Source organism: Streptomyces sp. CAU 1734 (assembly GCF_039888735.1).
GTDB lineage: Bacteria > Actinomycetota > Actinomycetes > Streptomycetales > Streptomycetaceae > Streptomyces.
This window is the reverse complement of the sequence record NZ_JBDQQP010000016.1, coordinates 29,919-52,150: the sequence shown is the minus strand read 5'-3', so window position 1 is coordinate 52,150 and position 22,232 is coordinate 29,919. Positions and strand designations below refer to the sequence as shown.

General features: G+C 74.0%; 21 protein-coding genes and 1 pseudogene. 12 read left to right on the top strand and 10 right to left on the bottom strand.

The annotated features are described in order from the left end of the window. Positions 1-120: 120 nt before the first annotated feature. Entirely contained in the window at positions 121-681 is a 561-nt protein-coding gene (locus AAFN69_RS27585) for a hypothetical protein (RefSeq protein WP_347731543.1), read from the top strand. Between the two features lie 123 nt (positions 682-804). Then, complete coding sequence (locus AAFN69_RS27580; protein ID WP_347731542.1) at positions 805-1,212, top strand: hypothetical protein; 408 nt, start codon at positions 805-807, stop codon at positions 1,210-1,212. Between the two features lie 202 nt (positions 1,213-1,414). On the opposite strand, the gene AAFN69_RS27575 is transcribed toward AAFN69_RS27580, so the two are convergent. Together AAFN69_RS27575 and AAFN69_RS27570 are read right to left on the bottom strand one after the other, a co-directional pair. Continuing rightward, a complete protein-coding gene (locus AAFN69_RS27575; protein WP_347731541.1) occupies positions 1,415-1,696 on the bottom strand; it encodes a hypothetical protein in 282 nt (93 codons plus the stop codon). Then, on the bottom strand, positions 1,687-2,076 hold the full coding sequence (locus AAFN69_RS27570) for a hypothetical protein (protein WP_347731540.1): 390 nt from the start codon (positions 2,074-2,076) through the stop codon (positions 1,687-1,689). The genes AAFN69_RS27575 and AAFN69_RS27570 overlap by 10 nt, the downstream gene beginning before the upstream one ends. Positions 2,077-2,169: 93 nt before the next feature. Here AAFN69_RS27570 and AAFN69_RS27565 point away from each other — a divergent pair, with 93 nt between their 5' ends. Then, positions 2,170-3,009, top strand: a complete 840-nt coding sequence (locus AAFN69_RS27565) for a helix-turn-helix transcriptional regulator (RefSeq protein WP_347731666.1) — start codon at positions 2,170-2,172, stop codon at positions 3,007-3,009. After that, complete coding sequence (locus AAFN69_RS27560) at positions 3,006-3,206, top strand: DUF397 domain-containing protein (RefSeq protein WP_347731539.1); 201 nt, start codon at positions 3,006-3,008, stop codon at positions 3,204-3,206. The genes AAFN69_RS27565 and AAFN69_RS27560 overlap by 4 nt, the downstream gene beginning before the upstream one ends. A 144-nt stretch (positions 3,207-3,350) precedes the next feature. Here AAFN69_RS27560 and AAFN69_RS27555 read toward each other — a convergent pair whose 3' ends face one another. After that, the gene (locus tag AAFN69_RS27555; RefSeq protein WP_347731538.1) at positions 3,351-4,544 is read right to left on the bottom strand and encodes a transposase; all 1,194 of its coding nucleotides are present in this window, start codon (positions 4,542-4,544) and stop codon (positions 3,351-3,353) included. A 249-nt stretch (positions 4,545-4,793) separates the two neighbouring features. On the opposite strand from AAFN69_RS27555, the gene AAFN69_RS27550 reads away from it, so the two are divergent. Beyond that, complete coding sequence (locus AAFN69_RS27550) at positions 4,794-5,507, top strand: TetR/AcrR family transcriptional regulator (RefSeq protein ID WP_347731537.1); 714 nt, start codon at positions 4,794-4,796, stop codon at positions 5,505-5,507. 108 nt (positions 5,508-5,615) lie between these two features. Here the strand turns inward: AAFN69_RS27550 and AAFN69_RS27545 are convergent, their stop codons facing one another. From AAFN69_RS27545 to AAFN69_RS27535, 3 genes are all read right to left on the bottom strand, one after another. Next, positions 5,616-6,374, bottom strand: a complete 759-nt coding sequence (locus AAFN69_RS27545) for a glucose 1-dehydrogenase (RefSeq protein ID WP_347731536.1) — start codon at positions 6,372-6,374, stop codon at positions 5,616-5,618. Positions 6,375-6,535: 161 nt separating this feature from the next. Beyond that, positions 6,536-7,399, bottom strand: a complete 864-nt coding sequence (locus AAFN69_RS27540; protein WP_347731535.1) for an SDR family oxidoreductase — start codon at positions 7,397-7,399, stop codon at positions 6,536-6,538. 97 nt (positions 7,400-7,496) lie between these two features. Next, positions 7,497-8,132: a ScbR family autoregulator-binding transcription factor gene (locus tag AAFN69_RS27535; RefSeq protein ID WP_347731534.1), complete on the bottom strand. Its 636-nt coding sequence runs from the start codon at positions 8,130-8,132 to the stop codon at positions 7,497-7,499. A gap of 108 nt (positions 8,133-8,240) precedes the next feature. On the opposite strand from AAFN69_RS27535, the gene AAFN69_RS27530 reads away from it, so the two are divergent. From AAFN69_RS27530 to AAFN69_RS27510, 5 genes are all read left to right on the top strand, one after another. Then, the gene (locus tag AAFN69_RS27530) at positions 8,241-9,179 is read left to right on the top strand and encodes a ScbA/BarX family gamma-butyrolactone biosynthesis protein (RefSeq protein ID WP_347731533.1); all 939 of its coding nucleotides are present in this window, start codon (positions 8,241-8,243) and stop codon (positions 9,177-9,179) included. 556 nt (positions 9,180-9,735) lie between these two features. Then, positions 9,736-9,933: a thiazolylpeptide-type bacteriocin gene (locus tag AAFN69_RS27525; RefSeq protein ID WP_347731532.1), complete on the top strand. Its 198-nt coding sequence runs from the start codon at positions 9,736-9,738 to the stop codon at positions 9,931-9,933. Between the two features lie 105 nt (positions 9,934-10,038). Continuing rightward, a complete protein-coding gene (locus tag AAFN69_RS27520) occupies positions 10,039-12,693 on the top strand; it encodes a lantibiotic dehydratase (protein ID WP_347731531.1) in 2,655 nt (884 codons plus the stop codon). Further along, entirely contained in the window at positions 12,690-14,429 is a 1,740-nt protein-coding gene (locus AAFN69_RS27515) for a hypothetical protein (RefSeq protein ID WP_347731530.1), read from the top strand. Before AAFN69_RS27520 ends, AAFN69_RS27515 begins: the two co-directional genes overlap by 4 nt. After that, a complete protein-coding gene (locus AAFN69_RS27510) occupies positions 14,426-16,393 on the top strand; it encodes a TOMM precursor leader peptide-binding protein (protein ID WP_347731529.1) in 1,968 nt (655 codons plus the stop codon). Before AAFN69_RS27515 ends, AAFN69_RS27510 begins: the two co-directional genes overlap by 4 nt. Before the next feature lie 100 nt (positions 16,394-16,493). Here AAFN69_RS27510 and AAFN69_RS27505 read toward each other — a convergent pair. The 3 genes and pseudogenes from AAFN69_RS27505 to AAFN69_RS27495 all read right to left on the bottom strand — a co-directional run. Then, positions 16,494-16,961 (bottom strand): annotated as a pseudogene (locus AAFN69_RS27505) (nucleoside deaminase); the annotation flags it as partial. Between the two features lie 90 nt (positions 16,962-17,051). After that, complete coding sequence (gene cynS, locus AAFN69_RS27500) at positions 17,052-17,522, bottom strand: cyanase (protein ID WP_347731528.1); 471 nt, start codon at positions 17,520-17,522, stop codon at positions 17,052-17,054. Positions 17,523-17,561: 39 nt separating this feature from the next. Next, positions 17,562-18,161 (bottom strand): carbonic anhydrase, encoded by a 600-nt coding sequence (locus AAFN69_RS27495; RefSeq protein WP_347731527.1) that lies wholly within the window; start codon positions 18,159-18,161, stop codon positions 17,562-17,564. Between the two features lie 123 nt (positions 18,162-18,284). Between AAFN69_RS27495 and cynR the strand changes: the two genes are divergently transcribed. After that, a complete protein-coding gene (gene cynR / locus AAFN69_RS27490) occupies positions 18,285-19,202 on the top strand; it encodes a transcriptional regulator CynR (protein ID WP_347731526.1) in 918 nt (305 codons plus the stop codon). A gap of 45 nt (positions 19,203-19,247) precedes the next feature. Here the strand turns inward: cynR and AAFN69_RS27485 are convergent, their stop codons facing one another. After that, a complete protein-coding gene (locus AAFN69_RS27485) occupies positions 19,248-20,585 on the bottom strand; it encodes a tetratricopeptide repeat protein (RefSeq protein WP_347731525.1) in 1,338 nt (445 codons plus the stop codon). A gap of 142 nt (positions 20,586-20,727) precedes the next feature. Here AAFN69_RS27485 and AAFN69_RS27480 point away from each other — a divergent pair, with 142 nt between their 5' ends. Then, on the top strand, positions 20,728-22,083 hold the full coding sequence (locus tag AAFN69_RS27480) for a M64 family metallopeptidase (protein WP_347731524.1): 1,356 nt from the start codon (positions 20,728-20,730) through the stop codon (positions 22,081-22,083). The last annotated feature ends 149 nt before the right edge of the window (positions 22,084-22,232 follow it).

Sequence of the window (22,232 nt, the reverse complement as noted above, 5' to 3'; positions counted from 1 at the left end):
CGTGAAAGGACTCACCGAATGCGCTGTTGTCCGATACCGCAATCGCGAAGAAGACCCCGCGCGGACACGGCTGATGGGATGATTCCCCGGACTCGGACCCGATCGATGGAGGTGCCCGCGATGGGAGCGCAGTTGACGCCCACGTCCCGGCAGAGAAATGGCCTGATCGATTCCCTCAACACCACTCACCACCGAACAGCGCTGCGGGTGTTCCTGTTCATCGTCATCGCGCACTGGGCCGAGCATCTGACCCAGGCCGTGCAGATCTACGTCCTGGGCTGGCCCACCCCCGAGGCCCGGGGCGTGCTCGGTGTGCCCTTCCCGTGGCTGGTGACCTCCGAGTGGATGCACTACGGCTACGCGCTGCTGATGCTCACCGGGTTCCTGCTGCTGATGCCCGGATTCACCGGCCGGTCGGGCACCTGGTGGAAGGCCACCCTCGGTGTCCAGGTGTGGCACCACTTCGAGCATCTGCTGCTGCTCGTCCAGGCGGTGAGCGGAGCCTTCATCGCCGGCAAGGCGGTGCCGACCAGCATCGTCCAGCTCATCGCGCCCCGGGTGGAGCTGCACCTCTTCTACAACGCGCTCGTCACCATCCCGATGGTCATCGCCATGGTGATCCACATGCGGGCCGGGGCCGCCGACGAACGCACCCGCTGCGACTGCGCCCTGACCGCGTGACCCGCGGCCGTGGCCTCCCCCGCGACCGCGCCCCCGTCCGTGTCCCGGCCGGCGTCCGCTCCCCCGGCGCCCCGGCCCCGCCGCACGCGCGGGCCGTCCGGGTTCGTCTCCCTCATCCTGCTGATGAGTGCCTGTCTGCTGCTGTACGTGTCGCTGCCCAATCTGGGCAATGTGTTCCGGGCCGCGACCGCGGACGGCGTCACCGGCACCTTCACCGCGGACCGGCTCAGCTGCTTCTCGCACCCCGGCCACGAGACGTGTGAGTGGTCCGGCACCTTCCGCTCGGCCGGCGGCCTCGCCCCGCGCGAGGACGTCTCGCTGTACGGGACGGGCCGCGAGGGTCTGGCCCGGGGGCAGTCGGTGGCCGCGGTGGATGTCGGCAACCGGGGGCGGGTCTACCGCCCCGGGGGCTCCCACGAGTGGATTTTCACGCTGGCGCTGATGGCCGGCGGATACGGTCTCTTCGCCCTGCTCGCCCGGCGCCATCTGATGCCGCCGCGGCCGGCGAAGGCGGCGGCCGGCCGCGCCTGAGTGGTGCGGGTGGCCCCGGCCGGGCGGGGGATAACGGCCGGGGCCGGGGAGCGGACGGTGGTTCCGGCTCCCCTCCCCCCGAAGGGGGTTGTTCCGCGGGTCCGCCGCCCCTCATGACGGACCCGCGCGGTGAGACGGCCGGGTGTTCAAGGGGGGGCGGAAGCGTGCCGGCGTCTTCAACGCCGGTGTGTGCGGGTCCTGTTCACGTGCTCACCCCGGTGATGTGCCGGGGGTCGGTGTCCTCGGGCGGATCCCACTGGACGGTGTCGCGGATGACGCGGTCGTATCGGCGGTGACCGGTCATCCGCAGGTGGTGCTCCGCCCATGCGGCGATGCCATCGACGGCGAGCCCTTCCGGAGTGACGGGCGGTTCCGCCCCGCACGCCGGGGTGCCGGACACACACGTGATGTGTGCGTCCACCCCGATGGATTCCACCCGCTTCAGCGTCCACAGCACATACCGGAAGCGCCGGGTCATCCCCATGGTGTTCCCGCGCTGCGGACCCTCTGCCGGCTGTTTGCGTTGGCCTCGGCGAGAGCCGCCGAGAGCTGATCGGCGACCGTGGCCGCGCGAACGTCTCCCCTGAGTACTTCCCACTCACACCCGCCGTGAACCGGGCGGAGCCAGATGTGTGTTCCGCATTCGTCCATGACGACACCCACTCGTTTGACGGCGGTGTCGTACGCGAGTGTGCCGGGGGTGAGTTCACCACTCGGACACGCGGTGTGGTCTCCCGCGCGGCCGAGCCGCACCTGTGCGCTTATGAGGACGGCGGGAAGGGGATCGGGGGCGGGCGTGGTGTTGGGGTCGGGGTCGGGGTCGGGGTTCGGGTCGGGGTGGGGGTTGGGGTTGGGGTTGGACACGGTCACTCCTCTCCGTAGCGCTTCCGCTACCAAGTGGTGTCACTGTGGCCCTATAGTGGAGCGCTCCTCAACGTGGCAAAAGAGGAGGAAACATTGGTAAACATCAAGGAGTTACGCCCCGAGAGCAGCCCTGAGGCGGCTTTCGGAGCGCGTTTGCGCAGCTCACGCGAGGCGCACAACTGGACGCAGGATGAGCTTGCCGCGCGGATGGGGTACTCCGGCAGGCACATCTCGGGGGTCGAAACTGGACGTAAACCACCGACTCTCCGCTTTTCGCGTAGTGCTGACGTGGTCTTCGGACTCGAAGAGACCAGCGATACGTTCGAACGCGCGTGGCGCGAGATCCGGCACGGGGCGTTGCTGGAGGGCTTCCCGGAGTACGTCGGGTATGAGGGCCGGGCGGTGGAGATCCGCCTGTTCGAAGTGGGGGTGATCCCCGGGCCGCTTCAGACTCGTGAGTACGCGGCAGCCATTGAGGCGAGCCATGTCAAGCGGGGCTTCAGCACGCCCGAGCAGGCCGACGAGCGAGTGTCGTTCCTGATAGAGCGACAGGCATCACTCACCAAACCCGTACCGCCACTGGTGATTGCCGTCCTGGATGAGAGCTGTATCCGCCGGTGGGTCGGCGGGCCCCGTGTCATGGAGGAACAGCTGCGGCACCTCGCCGAGTTCGCGGAGCAGCCGAACACGTCGCTTCAAATCGCCCCGTTCTCCATGGGAGAGAGGCGCCCCTTCAACCGTTTGGTGAACCTGCTGACACTGGCGGATCGCTCAGTGGTCGCCTATGTCGAGTCCCAGAGCCAGGGATATCTGGACCGTGAGCTCACATCCGTGGTGCCGTTGGTGAGGGCCTACCATCAGCTACAGACAGAAGCCCCCTCGCAAGCGGAATCTGTGGCCATGATCAACCAGGTACGGAAGGGCACGACGTGACGACCGAACCCCTCAACTGGATCAAGTCCTCGCACAGCGGCAGCGGTGGTTCCTGCGTGGAGTGGGCTCCAGGGTACGCGTCCGCCACCGGCGTCGTCCCGGTCCGGGACAGCAAGCGCCCCGGCGGACCGGCCCTCATGGTCTCCCCCACGGCCTTCGCCGGACTCGTGGCCCTCGCCCGGACCGCCGGCCTGTAGTCACCCACCGCAACTCACCGAGCCCCGCGCCCCGTTCACGGAGTCGCGGGGCTCGGGCGTGCGTCACGCCGGGCGTGCCTGCGCCCCGTGCCCGCTCCGCCGGGGAGAGCGGAGACAGGGACGGGGCGCGGGCCGTGCGGGAGGTCAGGCGGTGGCGCTCAGCAGAGGGGGCGCGGAGTGGAGTTCGAGGCGGCTGTAGGCGTAGGCCACCGAGACCAGGGTCATGTGGTGGTGCCAGCCGGGGTAGGAGCGGCCCTCGAAGTCGAGGAGGCCGAATTCGTCCTCCAGGCGCTGGACGGTGGTGCCCGCCTTGCGCTGGAGCTGGGCCAGGGCGACGAGTTCGTCGGTGCGGCGGTGGACCATGTTGGTGAGCCAGAGCCGGGTGGAGCGGCGGCCCGCGTGGTGGCGGACGGCGAAGAGGCGGTAGGTGTGGTGGGGGTTCTGGCGGGCGGCTCTGACCTCGGGGAGGCGGACCAGGCCGGTGACGACGGAGGTGCGGCCGGGCAGGCCCTCGTGGCCGCCGAGGGTGTCGAGCCGGAAGTGGCGTTCGGGTTTGAGCTCGAAGAAGCGCTGTGCCTCGATGGCGGCCGGGAGGGTGCCGCCCGGGTGGGGATGGCGGGCCGGGGGGCGGATGCCGGCGACGACGGGGGTGCGGCCGGGGATGGCGACGACGAAGTCGCGGCCCCGTGAGCTGAGGGCGCGTACCAGGGACGCGGCGCCGGTGGACATGCTCAGGTCGGCGACGATGGGCGGGGAGCTGAGGCGGGTGCCGGAGGCCAGCCGGTCCGCGAGGCCGAGCGCGTGCTGTTCGAAGGGGCGGTTTCCGACGTGGTCCGGGATGCGGGCGCGGGAGCGGCGTTCCTCGTCGGAGGCCCAGGCGCCGGGGAGCAGGAGGCTCCAGTCGACGGGGAAGGCGTCCGTGTCGGTGGCGAGGAACGCCCCGATGCCGACCTGGCAGTTGACGGAGCGTCCGGTGGCGGGGACGAAGCGGCGGTGCACTCCGCAGGAGTGGTCGCCGCGCTTGCGCATGACGGCCGCGTCCAGCACCCATGCCTGGGGTGCGGAGCGGCGTTCCGCCCAGCGCATCAGCTCGGCGCGGGCCGGGCCCCAGTCCCAGGGGCTGGCGTTGACGAACTGGTGCATCGACTGGGACGCCGTCGAGGAGTCCGATACGGTGGCGGCGATGCGCCGCACCGACTTCTTTCCCTCGGTGGTGAGCAGCCCCTGGAGATAGGCCTGGGCCCAGTACCGCTGGTCGGCCCGCGGCAGATGCCCGAATAGCTGCTCGGTGATCACGGAGATGGTTAACCGAGTGCGGGTTGTGTCGTTCGCTGCCATGGCACGGTCCTTCCTGCTGCGTCGGCCAGCCGGGCGCTCAGGATAATTATCGTAGCGGTCGTTCGCTTTTTTTCCAGCCCCGCGACAGCGCGGGACCGTGTCGTCGCAACTTCGGCAACTTCGCGTTGCCTTGGCCGCGCGGGGACCCGGAAGCTGGAGCGGAGCACATCAGGAAGTGCACGGAACAGCGCACCGACCGAGCCGGGGCACATCCCGCCGCGCTTCTGTCTCACGCACTTCGGAGAAGACATGGTGAAGCAGGAGAGGGCGGCCAGGAGCCGCCGTTCCCTCGTGCGGGCGGCCGCCGCGCACTTCGACCGGGACGGCTACGCCGGCACGTCCCTGTCCCAGGTGAGCAAGTCCGCCGGAATCTCCCTGGGCGGGCTGACCTTCCATTTCGCGTCCAAGGCCGAGCTGGCGGAGGCCGTGGAGGAGGAGGGCCGCGCGGCGGCGGGGGCGATGCTGGACCGGGTCGGCGCGCGGTCGGATCCGCCGCTGCGCATGCTGGTCGAGCTGACCCTGGAGCTGACCCGCGAGATCGAGGAGAACGACGCCGTGCGGGCGATGATGCGGCTGGCGCGGGAGCGGCCGGGCGCGCCGCAGTGGTCGGCCGCGTGGCTGCCCGTGGCGCACGATCTGGTCGAACAGGCCCGGGACAAGGGACAGTTGCGCTCGGCGGCGCGCCCCGACGCGGTGGCGGCGCTGGCCGTGCACCTGGTCTCGGGGGCCGAGATGATGTCACGCCGCGCCGCGGGTCCGGACGCCGCGCAGCCGCCGGAGAGCGCGGTCAGTCTGCTGCACCGGATCTGGCGGCTGGTGCTGACGGGCATTCTCACCGACCGGGAGGACATCTCGGAGGTGGTGCCGGAGTGCGTCCCGGAGTGCGTCCCGGAGCTCCGTGCGCCGCCGGAGGCGCGGCGTTCACGATCCGCCGATCCGGCTCTGCCGGCGACGCTCCCCTGACACCGCTCCCCCGTGCCCGGTCCCGCCCCGGGGCGCCGCCCCGGGGGCCCGCCGGCGGCGCGGCGTTCTCCCGGGGGTGCGGGGCGTGGCCCCGGGCGGGCGGGGGCGTTACGCGGCCGTCCAGCCGCCGTCCACGGGCATGGCGGTGCCGGTGACGAAGGACGAGCGGTCGCTGCACAGCCAGGCCGCCGCCTGGGCGACCTCGACCGGTTCCGCCATGCGTTTCTGGAGGGACCGGGTGGTGAAGGCGGCCTCCAGGGCGGGGGTGTCGGCGAGGACCTCGCGCATGAGCTCGGTGAGGGTGCTGCCCACGACCAGGGAGTTGACCCGGATGCCGCGGGGCGCGTACTCGTCGGCGGCGGCCCTGGTCAGGCCGATGACCGCGTGTTTGGCGGCGATGTAGGAGGCGTTGGCGCCGGTGGCGATCACCCCGGCGACGCTGGCGGTGTTGACGATCGAGCCGCCCCCGCCGGCCAGCATGGCGGGGATCTGGTGTTTGAGGCAGTTCCACACGCCGCGCAGATTGATGTCGATGATCTGGTCGAACACCTCGTCGGCGGTCTGGTGGACGGGTGTTCCGGCGGTGGCCCAGCCGGCGTTGTTGAAGGCCCCGTCGAGCCGGCCGTACTGCTCGACGGCGGCGGTCACCACCCGGGCGACGTCGCCGGGGCGGGTGATGTCGCCGGGGACGGCCGCGGACCGGCCGCCGGTGTCCGCGATCTCCTTGACGAGCCGGTCGAGTAAATGGCCACGGCGGGCGGTCATCACCACGGCCGCGCCTTCGGCGGCGAAGAGGCGGGCGGCGGCGGCACCGATGCCGCTGGAGGCGCCCGTAACCATGATGACCTTGTCTTTCAGCATGTCCATGTCGCTGGGCACGTCCTTCACCGGAGCGGGGGCGGGGGCGGGCGGAACGCGGGCGGCGCATCATGCACAGGGGAAAACAAGTCGTTCGTGTTCTGTCGAAGATGGGTTCTATCACAGGGAGCGCGGGCCGGAACAGGGAGCGTGGGCGGGCCCGTTGGCGGTCAGAGCAGCGACTGGCCGCCGTCGACGGTGAGGACGGAGCCGGTGACGTAGGGGTTGGCCATGAGGAACAGCGCGGCGGCGGCCACCTCGTCGGCGGTGCCGAAGCGGCCGAGCGGCAGGTGCCGTCCGGCGGCGGCCACGGCGGCGTCCTCGTCGGTCCCGGGGGCGGCGGGGCCGCCCGGGGCGAGGAGGCGCCGGCGCATCGCGGGGGTGTCCACGGTGCCGGGGCGCAGCACATTGACCCTGATCCGGCGGGGGGCGAGTTCGACGGCGAGCGCGCGGGCCAGTCCCTCGGTCCCGGCGGCGGCGGCGATCATCGCGGCGGTGCCGGGGCGGGGGCGGGCCACCTGGATGCCGGAGAGGTAGGTCAGGGAGCCGCCGGGGGTGAGCCGGTCCGCGGCTGCCCGGGCGACGGCCCAGGCGCCCTGGAGCCGGTCCTCGACGCAGTCGCGCAGGGTTTCCCGGCCGGCCTCGGCCAGCGGGGCGCGGGTGACCGTGCCGGCGGTCACCAGGATGTGGTCCACGGGTCCGGCCGTGTCCAGGATCCGGGCGAGCCGGTCCTCGTCGCGGATGTCGGCGCACAGGGCGGTGACAGCGGCTCCGGGGCCGAGCGATGCGGCCGCGGTCCGCAACCGCGCCTCGTCCCTGGCGATCAGGACGAGGCGGGCGCCGAGGCCGGTGAGCAGCCGGGCGGCGGCGAGGCCGATGCCCGAGCTGCCGCCGGCCAGGAGGACGGTTCGGCCCGCCAGTGCGCTGGTCAGCGGCGGGGTCGGGGGTACGGGCGGAGTCGAGGGTACGGGCGGAGTCGGGGGTACGGGCGGAGTCGAGGGTATGGGCGGGGTCGGGGGTACGGGCGCGGTCACGGCGGCCTCCGGGATACGGCCCGGGGGGACGGTGAGCCCGGTCCGTCCGGCCCGGCGGTGCGGCGGGTCCCGCCCCGGGCCGGTTGCCGCTCGGCGGCTATTTCACCAGAGTCGCCGCCCTGCGGAGACTCACCTTCACGGCCTTTCTGCCGGCTTCGCTGGCGATCGCGGGAATGAGGAGCTCCCACATGTTGACCGTGCGGCGGGGCAGATCGGTCCGCCCGGCGGCCAGGTCGGAGTACAGCTGCATGCCCGTGCAGGCCCCGACGACGAACTCGGCGACCTTGCGCTCGTCGACGAAGTCGCGGAGTTCGCCCCGGTCACGGGCGTCCAGCAGGCACTCCTCCATGATCTTCTTCCAGGCGTCGAACGAGTCGGCGTCGTGGATGCCGAAGCCGCTCTGCTCGACCGCGAGCCGCACGGCGGCCCGGAGGATCTTGTCGGCCTGGAGCTGGTGCGACCAGACGAGCGTGATGTCGACCAGCCGCTGCAAACCGTCGGAGACCAATCGCGGCATGATCGTCTCCGGCTGGGAGTTCATCACCGCGATGGCAAGGGCTTCCTTGTTGGGGAAGTGGAAGTACACCGCGCCGAGCGTGATTCCCGCCCTCTGCATGATTTTCCGCATGCTGGCACCGTGGTAACCGCTTTCGTCGAACACCTCTGCAGCGGCGTAGATGATCGCTTGCCGTGTTTTCAGCGCCCGTTCCTGCTTCAGCTGAGGCTCGCCCACTTCTGCACCTTCTCTCGACAAACAAAGCGAACGCACTTTATTTTACAGTCCAGGCCGATGACCCGTCAGGTCATCACGCCTCACATACGCACGCCAGAGGGGAATGGCATGCTCATCTCGACTGAACGCCCCGCAACAGCACACAGATCTCTCACCACCACCGTCGCCAAGGAGTACGTGCACCGCGCCGCGCTGTCCGACGTCTTTCTGACCGGCTGGTCGACGAGCGGACCCGATGCGTTCACAATCGAGGCCCAATGGCCGCGCCGCCACAGCTTCTACGCCAGCGACAGCGGTCTGTACGATCCGCTGCTGCTGTGCGAGACGATCCGGCAGACGCTGCCGCTTCTCACCCACACCGCCTATGGCGTTCCCTTCGGCCACCAGTTGAGCTGGTCACGCTTCCGCTACGCGGTCAATCCGCATGCGATGCGGGTCGAGCGCACTCCCGCCGAACTCAAGCTCCATGTGAACTGTACGAACATCACCTATCGGCGCGATCTCCCGGTCGCGCTCTCCATGCACTACGAGGTCACCAGGGGTGACAATCTGCTGGCGGTGGCGAGCACCGTCTTCAACTGCCACTCGCCGGCGGTGTACCAGCGGCTGCGGGGAGGCAGGGCCGGTACCCGGGTGTTCTGGGAGATGCCGCGGCCCGGCTCCCCGCTGCCCCCCGAGAGGTGCGGGCGCACCGGCGTCCAGGACGTGGTCCTCTCGCCGTCCTCCGAGCCGGCCCGGTGGCAGCTGCGCGTGGACACCGAACATCCCGTGCTCTTCGACCACCCGGTGGACCATGTCCCGGGGATGCTGCTGCTGGAGGCGGCCCGGCAGGCGGCCCACGCCTGCGCGCCGGACGGCGGCCCGAGGTGGCCCGCGTCCATGAACGTTCACTTCCGGCGGTATGTGGAGTTCTCCAGCCCCTGCTGGATCACCGCGGAGGCGGTGCCCCCGCAGACCGAGGGCCGCGACAAGGGAGTGCGGGTCGACGCGGTGCAGGACGGTGTGCCGGTCTTCGACGCGACCGTCGCCGTGGCGCAGATCGGCTGACGGACCGTACACACGGCGTGCTCTCCGGGAGGTGGCCCGGACGGCACGCCGTGTGTGCTTCCCCGCCGGCCCGCCGGGGGTGTTCCCCGGACACCTCACCGGGGCGGCGGGCGGCCGGCCCCGCGGGGACCGGCGGCCGGGCGGGCACCCTGCGGCGCGCGGCCGGTGTCCCGCGGCGCGCGGCCGGTGTCCCGAATTCCTCATACGGTGCGCCCTTTCCTTCCGGCCCACTCCCCCACTCCTATTCTCACCCGCACTCCGGGGTGTTCATCCATATCCGGGATTGCTCTTTCCCGATGCGCCGGACATCCGGTCCGATGATTTTCCCCAGCCGCCGGCAACCCTCCCTGCACAGGCCCCTATCACCCCGCTGACCTGCTGCTCGACCCTCACTCAACGGTAGATCACATTCCGCTCGAAGCAGGTTCGCGAACCTCCGCCAAACTCCGGGGAATGACAATTCCCGCCCCCTTCCGTCTTTGGTCCGGGGGTATAGTCGGCCGCAATCTGCATAACCGTCAGATTGTTTCTTCCGGCTACGGCGTCAGGAGACTGTATGGCACACACGGACATGGAGATCGCTTTCGACCTCCAGGATCTGGATCTCGGTGACATCACCGTGACGTCCATGCGCGACACGGTCGGGTTCGACGGCGGGCCCATCACCTCGCCCTCGTCCACCTCGTGTTCGGTGTGCAGCAACTGTGTGACCTGCAGCGGCCCGCGCCCGGTCGGCCTGGCCGAAGCGGTGTGACACACCGTCCGTGAACGTCCGTCCCCGGAGACCGGCCCCTGGCTCCCGGCTCCGGGGACGGACCCCGCCCCCTTGCGCCCCCGGGCCGAGTCGACAGGGATCGCCGTGACCACGCTTGCCCCCCTTCACCACGCGGCACCGGCCGCCGCCGGCACTCGCGGGGACACCGGTGTCCCCGCGGCGCGGACGGCCCCGTACGCGCTGGTGCGCGCGACGCTCACCGACCACCCCGCCCAGACGCCGGACGGCGCCGCCTTCCGCGCGGAACTGCGCCGCCTCACCGAGGTGGAGACCCTGCTGGCGGCCCTGCGGCCGGGCCTGGGCGACGCCCTGTACGCGAGCCGCGAGGGGCACGGCGCCGGCTTCCACCGCGAGGTGGTGCTGCCGCTGCGCCGGGCGCTGCACAACGGCCGTCCGGTGCGTCCGGCGCTGGTGGAACGGCTGGGAGAGCTGCCGGCGCGGGTGCCGGGGCTGGGGATCTGGCTGGAGCTGGACCGGCGCAGGAGCGCGGCGCTCGCCCGGCTCGCCGAACGGGCCGAGGGCGCGCTGCGGGCCGAGCGCCGGGCGCTGGCGGAGATCTGCCGCGATCCGTCGCTGCGGCTGGCCATCTCGCTGACCAGCCCCGATCTGCTGCGGGCGGTCGACCGCGCCGGGGCGGGGAACGGCGGGGGGCGGGCGCGCAAGGAGGAGCCGGGGGTGCTGCGGCACGCGCTGCGGTCCTGCACCCGCACCAGTCCGCTCTCCTACTTCACCGCCGTCGGCTGGGGCCCGCTGGACGGCGGGCCGGAGGGTGCCGGGGCGCCGCCCGGTCCGGCGGGGGTGCGGGCGGTGGTCCGGACGAGCCAGACCCTGGTGGGCGCGGTGTGGGAGGCGCTGCTGGCGGAGCCGGGGCGGCGGGCGTCGCCGGCGTACCGGATGTGCAGCACGGCGCGGCGGGCGCCGGAGCGGGTGGAACTGGCCCGGATACGGCCGGTGTTCACCGGGGGCCGGTTCACCGGTGCGCGGGAGGACGAGGCCGCGGTGGCGGGAGGTCCGGCGGGCGCGGCGCTGCTGCGGGTGGCGGCGGCGTGCGAGAGGCCCGCGACCCTGGACGAACTGGCCGGTGTGCTCGCCGGGCCGGGCGGCCGGGCGGCGGCGGCGCGGTTTCTGGAACAGCTCGTGGACGCCGGGCTGCTGGTGCCGGCCGCCCCGGTGGACCCGCAGGATCCGGATCCGCTGCCGGGTCTGGCCGGGTGGCTGCGCGGTCCGGCCGCGCTGCCCGGGGACGAGGTGCTGGCCGGCCGGATCGAGGAGATCGCGCGGATGACGGCGGAGTTCGCCGGGGCGGATCCCGTGCGGCGCACCGTGCTGCTGGCCGGGCTGCGGGAGCGGTGGGAGGCGGTGCTGGCGGCGGTGGGTGTGCCGGTGCCCGGCGGGGCGGGCCCGCTGACGGTGCTGACCGAGGATGTGGTGGCCCGGCGTCCGCTGGCGCTGGCGGGTGCCTTCGGGGAGGCCGATCTGCGGGCGCTCGCGGAGGTGTCGGCGGTGGCGGAGGTGTTCGACCCCGGGCATCTGGTGCGGCGGGTGGTGCGGGACCGTTTCGTCGGGCGGTACGGGCCGGGCGGGGTCTGCCGTCATCTGTGGGAGTTCGGTCCGGAGGCGGCCGAGGCTTGGCTGGAGGCGTTCCGCGGCCCGGAGGGCGCGCGGGGCGCCGGGGGGCTGCCGGTGTCGGGGGCGGCGGAGGTGGCCGGGCTGCGTGCGGGGCTCGCGGCGGCGGTGCGGGGCGGGGACGATCCGGACGAGGACGCCGTGCTGTCCGCGGAGGCGGTCGCGGGGCTGGGGCGGCGGCTGCCGCCGTGGATGTCCGGGCGTCCGCTGTCGTACGCGCATTTCGTGCAGCGCGATCCGGGCGGGCTGCTGGTGCTGAACCATGTGTACGGCGGGTGGGGGCGGTTCAGCAGCCGGTTCCTGGACGCGCTGGACCCGGCCGCCGCGCGGGGCATCGCCCGGGAGATCGGGCGGGTGCGGGAGCCGGGGGCGCGGGCCGCGCAGGTGCGTCCGGTCAGCGGGTTCAACGCCAATCTGCATCCGCTGTTCGTCGCGGACGAGATCGGGCCGGACCGGAGCCGGTCGGCGATCGGCGAGGCGGATGTGGAGCTGGTCCACGACGAGGCGAGTGACCAGGTCCGGATCCGGCTGCGGGCGACGGGTGAGCTGATGGATGTGTTCTACGCGGGCCTGCTCGCCCCGATGATGCTGCCGCGCCGGGCGGCGGCGCTGCCGGCCGACCATCCGCACGGGGGCGCCGATTTCGGTGCGCTGGTGCCCGAGTGGGTCACCGATGTGCCGGGCGGCCCGCTGGTGCGCACTCCGCGGCTGCGTTACGGGCGGGTGGTGCTGCGCAGGCGGCGCTGGCGGCTGGCGGCCGGCACGGTCGGGGCGCTGCGGGCGGATCTGGCGGCCGGCGGTGAGGTGCCGGTGGCGGCGGTGGCGCGCTGGCGGGCCCTGCTGGGCCTGCCCGATCAGGTGTTCGTGCATCCGGTGGCGGGCGGGGTGCGGGAGAGCGCGGCGCAGGAGCTGCTGTATCAGGTGGCCCGTCCCAAGCCGCACTTCGCCGATCTGGGCAACGCGCTGCATCTGCGCTGTCTGGGCAAGTGGCTGGCGCGGCACCCGGACGGGGTGATGCTGGAGGAGGCGCTGCCGGCGCCGGGCGGGCGGGATGTGCCGGTGCAGGCGGCGGAGTTCGTGGTGGAGACCTACCGTGCGGGGCGGCGGCCGTGACGCCTGCGGGTGGGGCGCCGGCGGCGGGTGGACTGCTCGCACCGGACGTGCCGGTCGTGCCGGATGCGGTGGATGAGCTGGGGCGGTGGCGGCTGCGGCCGGGGGTGCGGGTCACCGCGCTGCGGGACGGGCTGCATCTGCGGGGGTGGGCCGGCAGCGTCACGCTGGAGGGCAGCGGCGCGCTGCCGGGGCTGTGGCGGCTGGTGGAGGAGGCGCTGCGGACGGACGGCGGGGCGGCGGCGCTGGCCTCGCGCGCTCCGGCGGGCTCCGCGCTGCGGGCCGCGCTGTGCACGCTGATCGGTGGGCTCCGCGCGCACGATCTGCTGGTGGGGAACGCGCCGGTGCCGCGCTCCCCCGCCGCCGGGTGGCTGGGCGCGGCGGCGGAGCGCCCGGAGCGGGCGGCCCGCGCGCTGCGCCGGGCCCGGGTGCGGGTGGAGGGGCCGGAGCCGGGGCCGGGTGGTGCGCTGGCCGGTGCGGCGGTGCGGGCGCTGGAGGGGTGCGGGGTCCGGGCCGCCGCGGTGGCGGGCGGGGAGAGGTGGCTGCTCCTCACCGCGGAGGCCGGGGGCGGGGAGCCGCTGGCGGTGGCCGCCGGGGTCGGCGGGGGTACGGGGTTCGTCACCCCGGCCGGGGATCCGGGGCGGGTCCGGGCGGACGCGGCGGCGCTGGTGGTCCGGCTGCGGATCACCGGCGGTGAGGGTGAGGAAGGCGGGGGCGGGGAGCTGGCCGAGCTGGTGGCGGGGGCGGCGGTGCAGCGGCTGCTCTGCGCGGTCGGCGGGCTGCCCGACCCGGACGGCGGGGAGAGCGGCGGGCGGGTCTCGGTCCTGGTCGCCGACGGCCGTCCGCTGCGGGCGCGTTACCGTCCCTGGACCGGTTCGCGGCCGGCGGCCGGGGGCGGGCCGCTCACTCTGGAGGGGGCGCTGGCCTCGGTGGCGGAGCTCGGTGACGAGCGGGTGGGGGTGCTGGCGCCGCCGCTGCCCGGTTCGCTGCCGCAGCTGCCGGTGGCGCTGGTGGGGTGTGCCTCGGCGGGCGGGGATCTGGTGGCGGGTGCGGTGCGCGCGGATCTGGCGCGGCTGGAGGCGGTGTGCCGGGCGGCCGAACTGCGGCTGGGCGGGGGCCGCGAGGGGGTGGTGGTGGGTGCGGGGGACGCGCATGCGCTGGGCCGGGCGCTGCGCCGGGGCGCGCTGCGCGCGGCCGTCGGCGGCGGGGAGGGAATGACGGATCCGGGGCCGCCGGATCATCCGCAGGCCCGGTACTGGTGGTCGGTGCTGACGGGGCGGCTGGGGGTGGGGGCGCGGCTGTCCGTGGCGCGGCTCGGGCCGGGTGTCTTCCGTGCCGTGGTGGAGGAGGGTGCGGCGGGCGGGCCCGGGGGCCGGGTGCTGGGCCGGGCGGTGGAGGCGACGGCGGCGGACGCGGTGGCGTTCGCGGCGCTGGCCTCGGTCGTGCGGGTGCGGGCGCGGGAGCGTGATCCGGCGGCGCGGTGGATCGCCGCGTCGGGCGGGGCGGTGGCCGCGCTGGCCTCGGCGGGGGTGGAGCGGGCCGGGTGGGAGGACGAGTGCTGGACGGCCGGGTGGCTGGCGGCGGTGGCCGGGCGGGAGTCCGCGCTGCACACCGCGCTCGGGCGGCGGGCCGGGGTGCGGGTGGCGGAGTTCGGGGCGGCGGGGGGCGGCGGGCGGCTGGGGGCCGCCCTGCGGGAGTGCGGTTTCACGGTTCTGGACATTGGCGGAGGCAGCAGGTGAGCGGGCCCGGAGCGGGTGCGGCGGGGGGTGTGGCCGCGGACACGGGTGTGGTGGCCCGGGGCGCGGGAGCGGTCGGGGAGGTGCTCGCCCGGCGCGGGGTGCGGGTGGTGGACGCGGCGGGGGCGCTGGAGGTGCGCGGCGGGGAGCCGGCGGTGGTGGTGCTGGGGCCGGAGTGGACGCTGGGGACGGCCGCGGAGCTGTCGCGGCATGCGCTGGCGCATCCGGTGGTGCTGGTGCCGGTGCGCTGGGACGGGGCGGTGACGGTGGTGGGGCCGGTGCTGCGGCCGGGGGCGGCGGGGTGTCTGTCGTGCACGGAGTACCGGCGGCTGGCCACGATCGGGGGTCGGGTGCCGTGGACGGGTGCGGGGCTGCGGCTGGGCGGCGGGGGGCCCTCCCCCGCGCTGGCCGGGGCGGTGGCGGCGCTGGCCGCGGGGCTGGCGGCGGAGCCCGTGCCGGGTGAGGGGGGCGGGGCGGTGGTGCGGATCGTGCACAGCGGGCGGGCCACCTGGTCCTCGCACGAGTTCCGGCCGCTGGGCGGGTGCGAGGTGTGCGCTCCGCTGCCGCCGGACAGCGCGGAGGCGGCGCGGCCGGGGCGGGTGCCCGCGCCGCTGCCGGATCCGGGTGTGCTGCGCGGGCCCAATCCGCGGACTTCCGCCGCCGGGCTGCGGGCGGAGCTGTGCGACGAGCGGTTCGGCCCGGTCAATGAGGTGGTGCGGGCGGAGGATTCGGTGCACAGCCTGACGTCGGCGTATGTCACCGGCGGGTGGGGGGAGCGGGAGGCCGGTCACGGGCGGGCGGGTGATTTCGCGAGCAGTGAGCGGGTGGCGCTGTTCGAGGGGGTGGAGCGGCTGGCGGGGATGGCGCCGGGCGGGCGGCGGACGGTGCTGCGGGCCTCGTTCGCCGAGCTGGGGCCGGAGCGGGCGGTGGATCCGCGGCGGCTGGGGCTGCCGGATCCGGCTCTCGGGTCCGTGCCCGGCTCGGCGGTCGTGCCCTACCGTCCGGATCTGGTGCTGGACTGGGTGCACGGCTGGTCGCTGACGCGGGAGCGGGCGGTCGCGGTGCCGGAGCATGTGGCGTACTGGGATCCGGCTCCGGACCGGCCGCGGGTGGTGCACGAGACGTCGAGCGGGTGCGGGCTCGGCAACAGCGCGCCGGAGGCGGCGCTGTACGGGCTCTTCGAGGTCGCGGAGCGGGACGCCTTTCTGATGGCCTGGTACGCGCGGACCGCGCTGCGGCGGATCGCGCTGCCGGAGGCGGACGGGGAGACGGGGTGTCTGGCCGACCGGGCGGCGCTGGCGGGTTACCGGCTGACGGTGCTGGACGCGACCAATGACTTCGGTGTTCCCGCGGTCGTGGCGGTCGCCCGGTACGAGGGGGACCGCGGGGCGCCGGCGGTGTTCGTGGCGGCGGGGGCGCACCACGATCCGCGGGTGGCGGTGCGCTCGGCGGTGGCGGAGGTGGTGACCAATGTGTTCAACGCGGCGCGGCGGATGCGGGCGGAGCCCGCGGCGTACGATCCGCGGCGGCTGCGGCGGATGCTGGAGCGGCCGGAGCTGGTGGTGACGCTGGAGGATCATCTGGCCCTGTACAGCCTTCCGGAGGCGGTGCCGCGGGTGGACGCGCTGGTCGGGGGCGGGCCCGAGGTGGGGTGGCGGGAGGCGTGGCCGGGTGCGCCGGAGCCGGTGGCGGATGCCGGGGTGCTGCTGGAGCGGACGGCCGGCCGGCTGGCGGCGGCGGGTCTGGAGGTGATCGTGGTGCGGCAGGAGGAGCGCGGGGTGCGGGAGCGGCTGGGGCTGTTCGCGGCGAAGGTGGTGGTGCCGGGGGCGCTGCCGATGACGTTCGGGCATGTCAACCGGCGGACGCTGGGGCTGTCCCGGCTGCTGGAGGTGCCCTTCCGGCTGGGGCGGGCGGCGGGGGTTCCGCTCCATGGTGATCTGGAGCTGTATCCGCATCCCTTTCCGTGAGGGTCTCCGCCGGGGCGGGGTGCTGGGCGCGGCGGCGGGGACCGGGGGGCGGGGTCAGGCGCCGGGGGTGCGCGGGGGGGCGGGGCGCGCTGTTGTTGAGGCGCTGCCAGGTGCGGTGGACGTCGAGGGCCGCGTCGCGGGCGTCGAGGCGCATGGGGAGCCGGCGCTCGGTGTGGTCCTTGGCGAACTCGGCGTAGAAGGTGTCGAGTTCGAAGTAGGCGCGGTCGTCGGTGTAGTGGGCGGCGTAGTCGTCGCGGCCGGTGAGGAAGACGACTTCGGCGGGTGAGCAGTAGTAGAGGGCGCCCAGGCACATGGGGCAGGGGTGGGCGAGGGCGTAGACGGTGGCGCCGGTGAGGTGTTCGGTGCCGAGGCGGGTGCAGGCGGCGCGGATGGCGAGGATTTCGGCGTGGGCGGTGGGGTCGCCGGTCCGGGTGACGAGGTTGGGGCTCTCGGCGAGGATCTCGCCGTCGCGGACGATGACGCTGGCGAAGGGCCGGCCGCCTTCCTCGACGTTGCGGCGGGCGAGGTCGATGGTGCGCTGGGCGAAGTCGGTGTGCGGTCCGGTCACCGGGGTCGGGGAGGTCACGGGGGTCACGGGGGGGGCTCCTGGGGTGCGGGGGCGGGGGCGGGCGGGATGGCCCGCCCCCGGGCGGGTGGGTCAGAACGGCTTGGTGGGGAGGTACTTGCCGTCCAGGGTGATCACCGCGCGCTCGCCGCCGTCGGGGTCGGCGGTCTTCTTCACGTCGAGCCGGAAGTTGATGGCGCTGATGATGCCGTCGCCGAACTCCTCGTGGATCAGGGCCTTGAGGGTGGTGCCGTAGACCTGGAGCATCTCGTGGAAGCGGTAGATGGTCGGGTCGGTGGAGGGGCGGCTGTCGCCGGTGCCGCGGACCGGGATGGTCCGGAGCAGCGTGACGGCGTCGTCGCCGAGGCCGAGGCGGTCGGCGACGGAGCGGGCGGCCCGCTCGGGCAGGGCGTGCTGGCCGAGGATCGCGGCGGTGACGAAGGCGGTGGAGAGGCCGGTGGGCTCGGCGAGCTCGCGCCAGGTCAGGTCGCGGCGGGTCTTGGCCTCGACGGCGGCGGCGGCGAGGAGGGTGCGGGCGGTGGGGTCGAGCTGTGCGTGGATCACGGGGTGGCTCCTTCGGGTGGGTGGGGGTGGGGACGGGGGTCAGGCGGCCGGGGCGGCGGTGGCGGCGGGGGTGAGTTCGCGGACGGTGCCGGTGGGGATGTCGAAGACCCAGCCGTGCAGGCGGACGGTGCCGCGGGCCAGGGCGCGGGCCACGCTGGGGTGGGTGGCGAGGCTGGCGAGCTGGGCGTGGACATTGGCGCGCACCAGGGCGTCGACCGCGGACTCGCCGGGGGCGGGTGCGGTGCGGGCCGGGGCGGCGTCGGCGTGGCGCAGCCAGCCGGCGACGGAGGGCAGTGCGGTGAGGTCGTGGTGTTCGGCGAGGGCGGTCATGGCGCCGCAGGCGGAGTGGCCGCAGATGACGATGTCGCTGACGCCGAGGACGGCGACGGCGTACTCGATTCCGGCGGCGACGGCGTCCGTGCCGGGGGCGTGGGCGGGGACGAGGTTGCCGGCGGTGCGGATGACGAAGAGCTCGCCGGGGTCCTGCTGGGTGATCAGTTCGGGTACGACGCGGGCGTCGGAGCAGCCGATGAAGAGGGTGGCGGGCCGGTGGGTGGTGGCGAGCCGGCGGAACAGTTCGGCGCGGGCGGGGAAGACGTTCTCGCGGAAGCGGCGGGTTCCCTCGGTGAGGTGGTGCATGGCCTTGTCCTTCGGTCAGGGGTGCCGGTGGGGGCCGACGTCATTCACCATGCATGACCTGTATCTATAGTGTCCAAGACGTGTTGGGCATGGCTGCTATAGGTGTGATCTATAGTTGGTGGTATGGGCCTTGAACTGCGTCATCTGCGGTATCTGCTCGCGGTCGCCGAGCACGGCAGTTTCACCCGTGCCGCCGAGGAGCTGCGGATCTCCCAGCCGACGCTGTCGCAGCAGATCAGGCAGCTGGAGAAGACCCTGGGGGTGCAGCTGCTGGACCGCACCGGGCGCACGGTGCGGCCGACGGACGCCGGGGAGACGTATCTGCGCTACGCGCGCCGTGCCCTGCGGGATCTGGCGGCGGGGCGGCGGGCGGTGCTGGATGTGCAGGATCTGGCCCGGGGCCATCTGCGGCTGGCGATGACGCCCACCTTCACCGCGTATCTGATCGGCCCGCTGGCCGCGGAGTTCCATGCCCGGTATCCGGCGCTGACGCTCGATGTGCGGGAGATGACCCAGGACCGGATCGAGGCGGCGCTGCTGGCGGACGAGCTCGATCTGGGGATCGCGTTCAGCACCGTCCATCTCCCGGGTGTCGAGGGCGGTGATCTGTTCACCGAGACGCTCTCGCTGGTGACGGGCCCGGACCATCCGCGGGCCGGGCGCTCGCGTCCGCTGCCCGCCCGGGAGCTGACGGGGCTGCCACTCGCCCTGCTGAGCGGGGATTTCGCCACCCGGGCCCATATCGACGCCTACTTCGAGGCGCAGCGGGCCCGGCCGCAGGTGGCGGTGGAGGCCAACTCCCTGAGCGCGCTGACCGAGATCGTGCGGCGCACCACGCTGGCCACCGTGCTGCCCGACGCCGTCACCCGGGACCACCCGGGTCTGTGCCCGGTCGCGCTGACTCCCCCGCTGCCCGCCCGCACGGCCAGTGTGCTGCGGCGCGAGAGCGCCTACGCCAGTGCCGCCACGCTCGCCTTCACCCGGCTCGCCCGGCACTGGGCGCGCGAGCATGCGGCCGTGCCCCGGCCGCCGGAGCGGTGAGGCCGGGCGCCGGTTGAGCGGGCCGGGCGCCCGGGGGCGGGCGGGTCACAGATGGCGCAGCGGCGGGGCGGGGGGCGGTCCCAGGGTGGTGGTGCCGGGGGCGGCGCGGTGGCCGAGCCCGGTGCGGTAGGCGTCCAGGGCGGCTTCGGTGCGGCCGTTGCGGCGCAGCAGGTCGCCCAGGAGGCGGCACAGGTCGGCGAGATCGCCGCTGGCGCCGCTGCGTTCGAGCAGGGCCAGGGCCTGGACGTACTGCTCCTCGGCGGATTCGGTGTCGCCCCGGTCCTCGGCGACGAGCCCGAGCAGGCGGTGGGCGCCGGCGGCGTGGACGGCGCCGTGGCGGTCGTCGAGTTCGAGGAGGGCGGTGGCCAGGCCGGCGGCTTCCTCCAGGCGGCCCAGCCGGCGCAGGACGTCGGCGAGTTCGACCTCGACCTGGGCGGCGTAGAGGGAGGCACGTTTGGCGGTGAGCATGTCGCGGGCGGTGCGCAGTTCGGCCTCGGCGGGGGCGAGATCGCCGTTCTGGGCGTGGATGTAGCCGCGCATCCAGTGGCAGTGGGCGAGGTCGGTGCGCATGCGCAGCTGCCGGTAGACGGCCTGGGCCTTGGCGAGGGAGGTGTCGGCGTCGGCGCTGCGGCCCTCGGCGAGGAAGGTGCGGGCGACCTGCCGGTGCATGCCCGCGACCAGGGCGGGATCGCGGACCTGGGGGGCCAGGGCGAGGGCGAGATCGGCGGCGTGTGAGGCGCGGCCGTGGGCGCCCATGTCGATGTAGGGGCCGATCGCCGCGGCGTACAGCATCACGAGCGCCTCGGGGTCGGCGAGGTTGCCCGCGGTGAGTTCGTCGATGGTGGATTCGAGGAGGTAACAGGCGTACCGGAGTTCACCGGCGATGAGATGGGCGAGGGCGCGGCCGCGGATGGCGCGGGCGCGGCGGGGCAGCGGCTGGTCGGCGAGGAGCTGTTCGGCGGCCTCGAAGTGGCGGCGGGCGGTGTCGAGTTCGCCGGTCTCCAGGGCGCAGTCGCCGAGGCCGAGGAGGGCTTCGGCCTGTTCGGGCACGAGGGCGAGGTGTTCGGCGTCGGTGAGCAGGCGCCGGTAGCGGACGGCGGCCTCGTCGGCGGCGCCGGTGGCGAGTTCGTGCTGGGCGTCGGTGAGGGCGAGCCGCAGTTCGGTGGCGAGGTGGGCCGGGCGGCCGGTGGTGAGTTCCTCGAACGAGGTCTCCAGCCGCTGGGCGAAGAAGCGCAGCGCCGCCTCGGAGGGGCGTACTTTGCCCGATTCCAGGGTGGAGACATAGGCGGGTGTGTACGAGGGCTGGGCCAGCTGCCGCTGCGTCAGGCCGCGTTCTTTGCGCAGCCGCTGAACCCGGCGGCCGATCTCGGCCGGCTCGTCCATGGGTACTCCCTGATCGTTGGATGGCTCCCAGTATTCAGTGACGGCAGGGCATTGCGCAGGTCCCGCACACCCACCTAGGTTAAGCGGGCAGTTCAGCATATTTACCAGGCTGCTTAATCTTCTTGTCGTGGAGGGGAATCCCATGCGCGCAGCCCTGCGCCGGGCCATCGCGGCGGCCGGTGTGGCCACCGCCGTCACCGCCGTACTGGCCGCGGCCCCCGGCGCTTCCGCCGCACCGCCGCCGGCGGACGCACCGGGCGCGGTCGAGGTGGAGATACCGGGCCCGGAGAACGGCTCCGCGGCCGGTTCGGGGCATGTGCGGGTGCCCCGGGAGGGTGTGGACGCGCCGCAGGGGCGGCGGCTGCCGGCGCCGCAGCGCGCCCTGGACGGCGAGGTCACCAAGGCGGTCGACGGCGGGGCGACGGCCGACCGGCTGGACATCGTCGTCGTCGGGGACGGCTACACGGCCGCCGAACTGCCGCGGTTCCGCACCGACGCGCGGGAGATATGGGACGAACTGGCCGCGGTCGAGCCGTACACGACCTACCGCAACCTGTTCAACGTCTGGACCGTGGACGCCGTCTCGCGCGAGTCCGGGGTCTCCGGCGACCCGGGCCGGGAGGTCGTCCGGGACACGGCGCTGGGCTCCTACTTCTGGTGCGGTGACATCGAGCGGCTGCTCTGCGTCGACCAGGACAAGGTCGACGGCTATGTCGCCAGGGCTCCCGAGGCGGATCTGGTGATCGTGCTGGCCAACAGCGCCAAGTACGGCGGCGCGGGCTACAACCAGCCCAGCGCGGCCCTGGGGTACGAGGGCATCTCGACCGCCTCGGCGGGCAACGACCGCTCGGGACAGGTCGCGATCCACGAGACCGGGCACTCGCTGGGCAAGCTGGCGGACGAGTACTTCTACCCCGGCTACCCGGGGTACGAGCGGTACACGGGCGCCGAGCCGCAGGACTCCAACATCTCCGTGCTGGGCGCGGACGCCATGGCGGCGCAGCGCGTGAAGTGGCACCGCTGGCTCGGGGAGCCCTCGCCGGACGGCGGCACGGTCGGCGCGTACGAGGGCGGCGGCTACTTCGTCGCGGGCCTCAACCGGCCCACCGAGAACTCGCTGATGCGCTCCACCGGCAAGCCCTTCAACCTGCCCGGTGTCGAGGCGATGATCGCCGGCTTCCACCGCCACGCGGAGATCGCCACCGCGCTGACCCCCACCGACCGCACCCTGCGGGCGCGGCACACCGCGAGGGTGGAGGTGCCCCGGCTGACCGGCGCGGACGGGCGGCAGCTGCGGGTGCGCTGGTATCTGGACGGCAAGGAGCTGAGGAAGGCCGCGGACCGGACCCGGCTGCGGGTCTCGGACCTGACGCCGCGCCTGCTCGATCTGCGCACCCACCGGCTGACGGTGACCGTCGAGGACCGCACGCCCGCGGTCCGCGATCCCCGGACGGCCGACACGATGAAGACCTCGGTGAGCTGGCGGGTCCGCCTCTGAGCGGCGGGGGGCGCGGGACGCGGTGAGGGGCGCGGGACGCGGTGAGGGGCGCGGGACGCGGTGAGGGGCGCGGGACGCGGTGAGGGGCGCGGGACGCGGTGAGGGGCGCGGGACGCGGTGAGGGGCGCGGGACGCGGTGAGGGGCGCGG

Bases quoted from the DNA above. Each gene is read 5' to 3' on its own strand.
- AAFN69_RS27580 (WP_347731542.1), top strand. From the start codon at position 805: ATGAGTGCCTGTCTGCTGCTGTACGTGTCGCTGCCCAATCTGGGCAAT.
- AAFN69_RS27550 (WP_347731537.1), top strand. From the start codon at position 4,794: ATGGTGAAGCAGGAGAGGGCGGCCAGGAGCCGCCGTTCCCTCGTGCGG.
- AAFN69_RS27530 (WP_347731533.1), top strand. From the start codon at position 8,241: ATGCTCATCTCGACTGAACGCCCCGCAACAGCACACAGATCTCTCACC.
- AAFN69_RS27575 (WP_347731541.1), bottom strand. From the start codon at position 1,696: ATGGGGATGACCCGGCGCTTCCGGTATGTGCTGTGGACGCTGAAGCGG.
- cynR (WP_347731526.1), top strand. From the start codon at position 18,285: ATGGGCCTTGAACTGCGTCATCTGCGGTATCTGCTCGCGGTCGCCGAG.
- AAFN69_RS27525 (WP_347731532.1), top strand. From the start codon at position 9,736: ATGGCACACACGGACATGGAGATCGCTTTCGACCTCCAGGATCTGGAT.
- AAFN69_RS27485 (WP_347731525.1), bottom strand. From the start codon at position 20,585: ATGGACGAGCCGGCCGAGATCGGCCGCCGGGTTCAGCGGCTGCGCAAA.
- AAFN69_RS27545 (WP_347731536.1), bottom strand. From the start codon at position 6,374: ATGGACATGCTGAAAGACAAGGTCATCATGGTTACGGGCGCCTCCAGC.
- AAFN69_RS27585 (WP_347731543.1), top strand. From the start codon at position 121: ATGGGAGCGCAGTTGACGCCCACGTCCCGGCAGAGAAATGGCCTGATC.
- AAFN69_RS27555 (WP_347731538.1), bottom strand. From the start codon at position 4,544: ATGGCAGCGAACGACACAACCCGCACTCGGTTAACCATCTCCGTGATC.
- AAFN69_RS27480 (WP_347731524.1), top strand. From the start codon at position 20,728: ATGCGCGCAGCCCTGCGCCGGGCCATCGCGGCGGCCGGTGTGGCCACC.
- AAFN69_RS27495 (WP_347731527.1), bottom strand. From the start codon at position 18,161: ATGCACCACCTCACCGAGGGAACCCGCCGCTTCCGCGAGAACGTCTTC.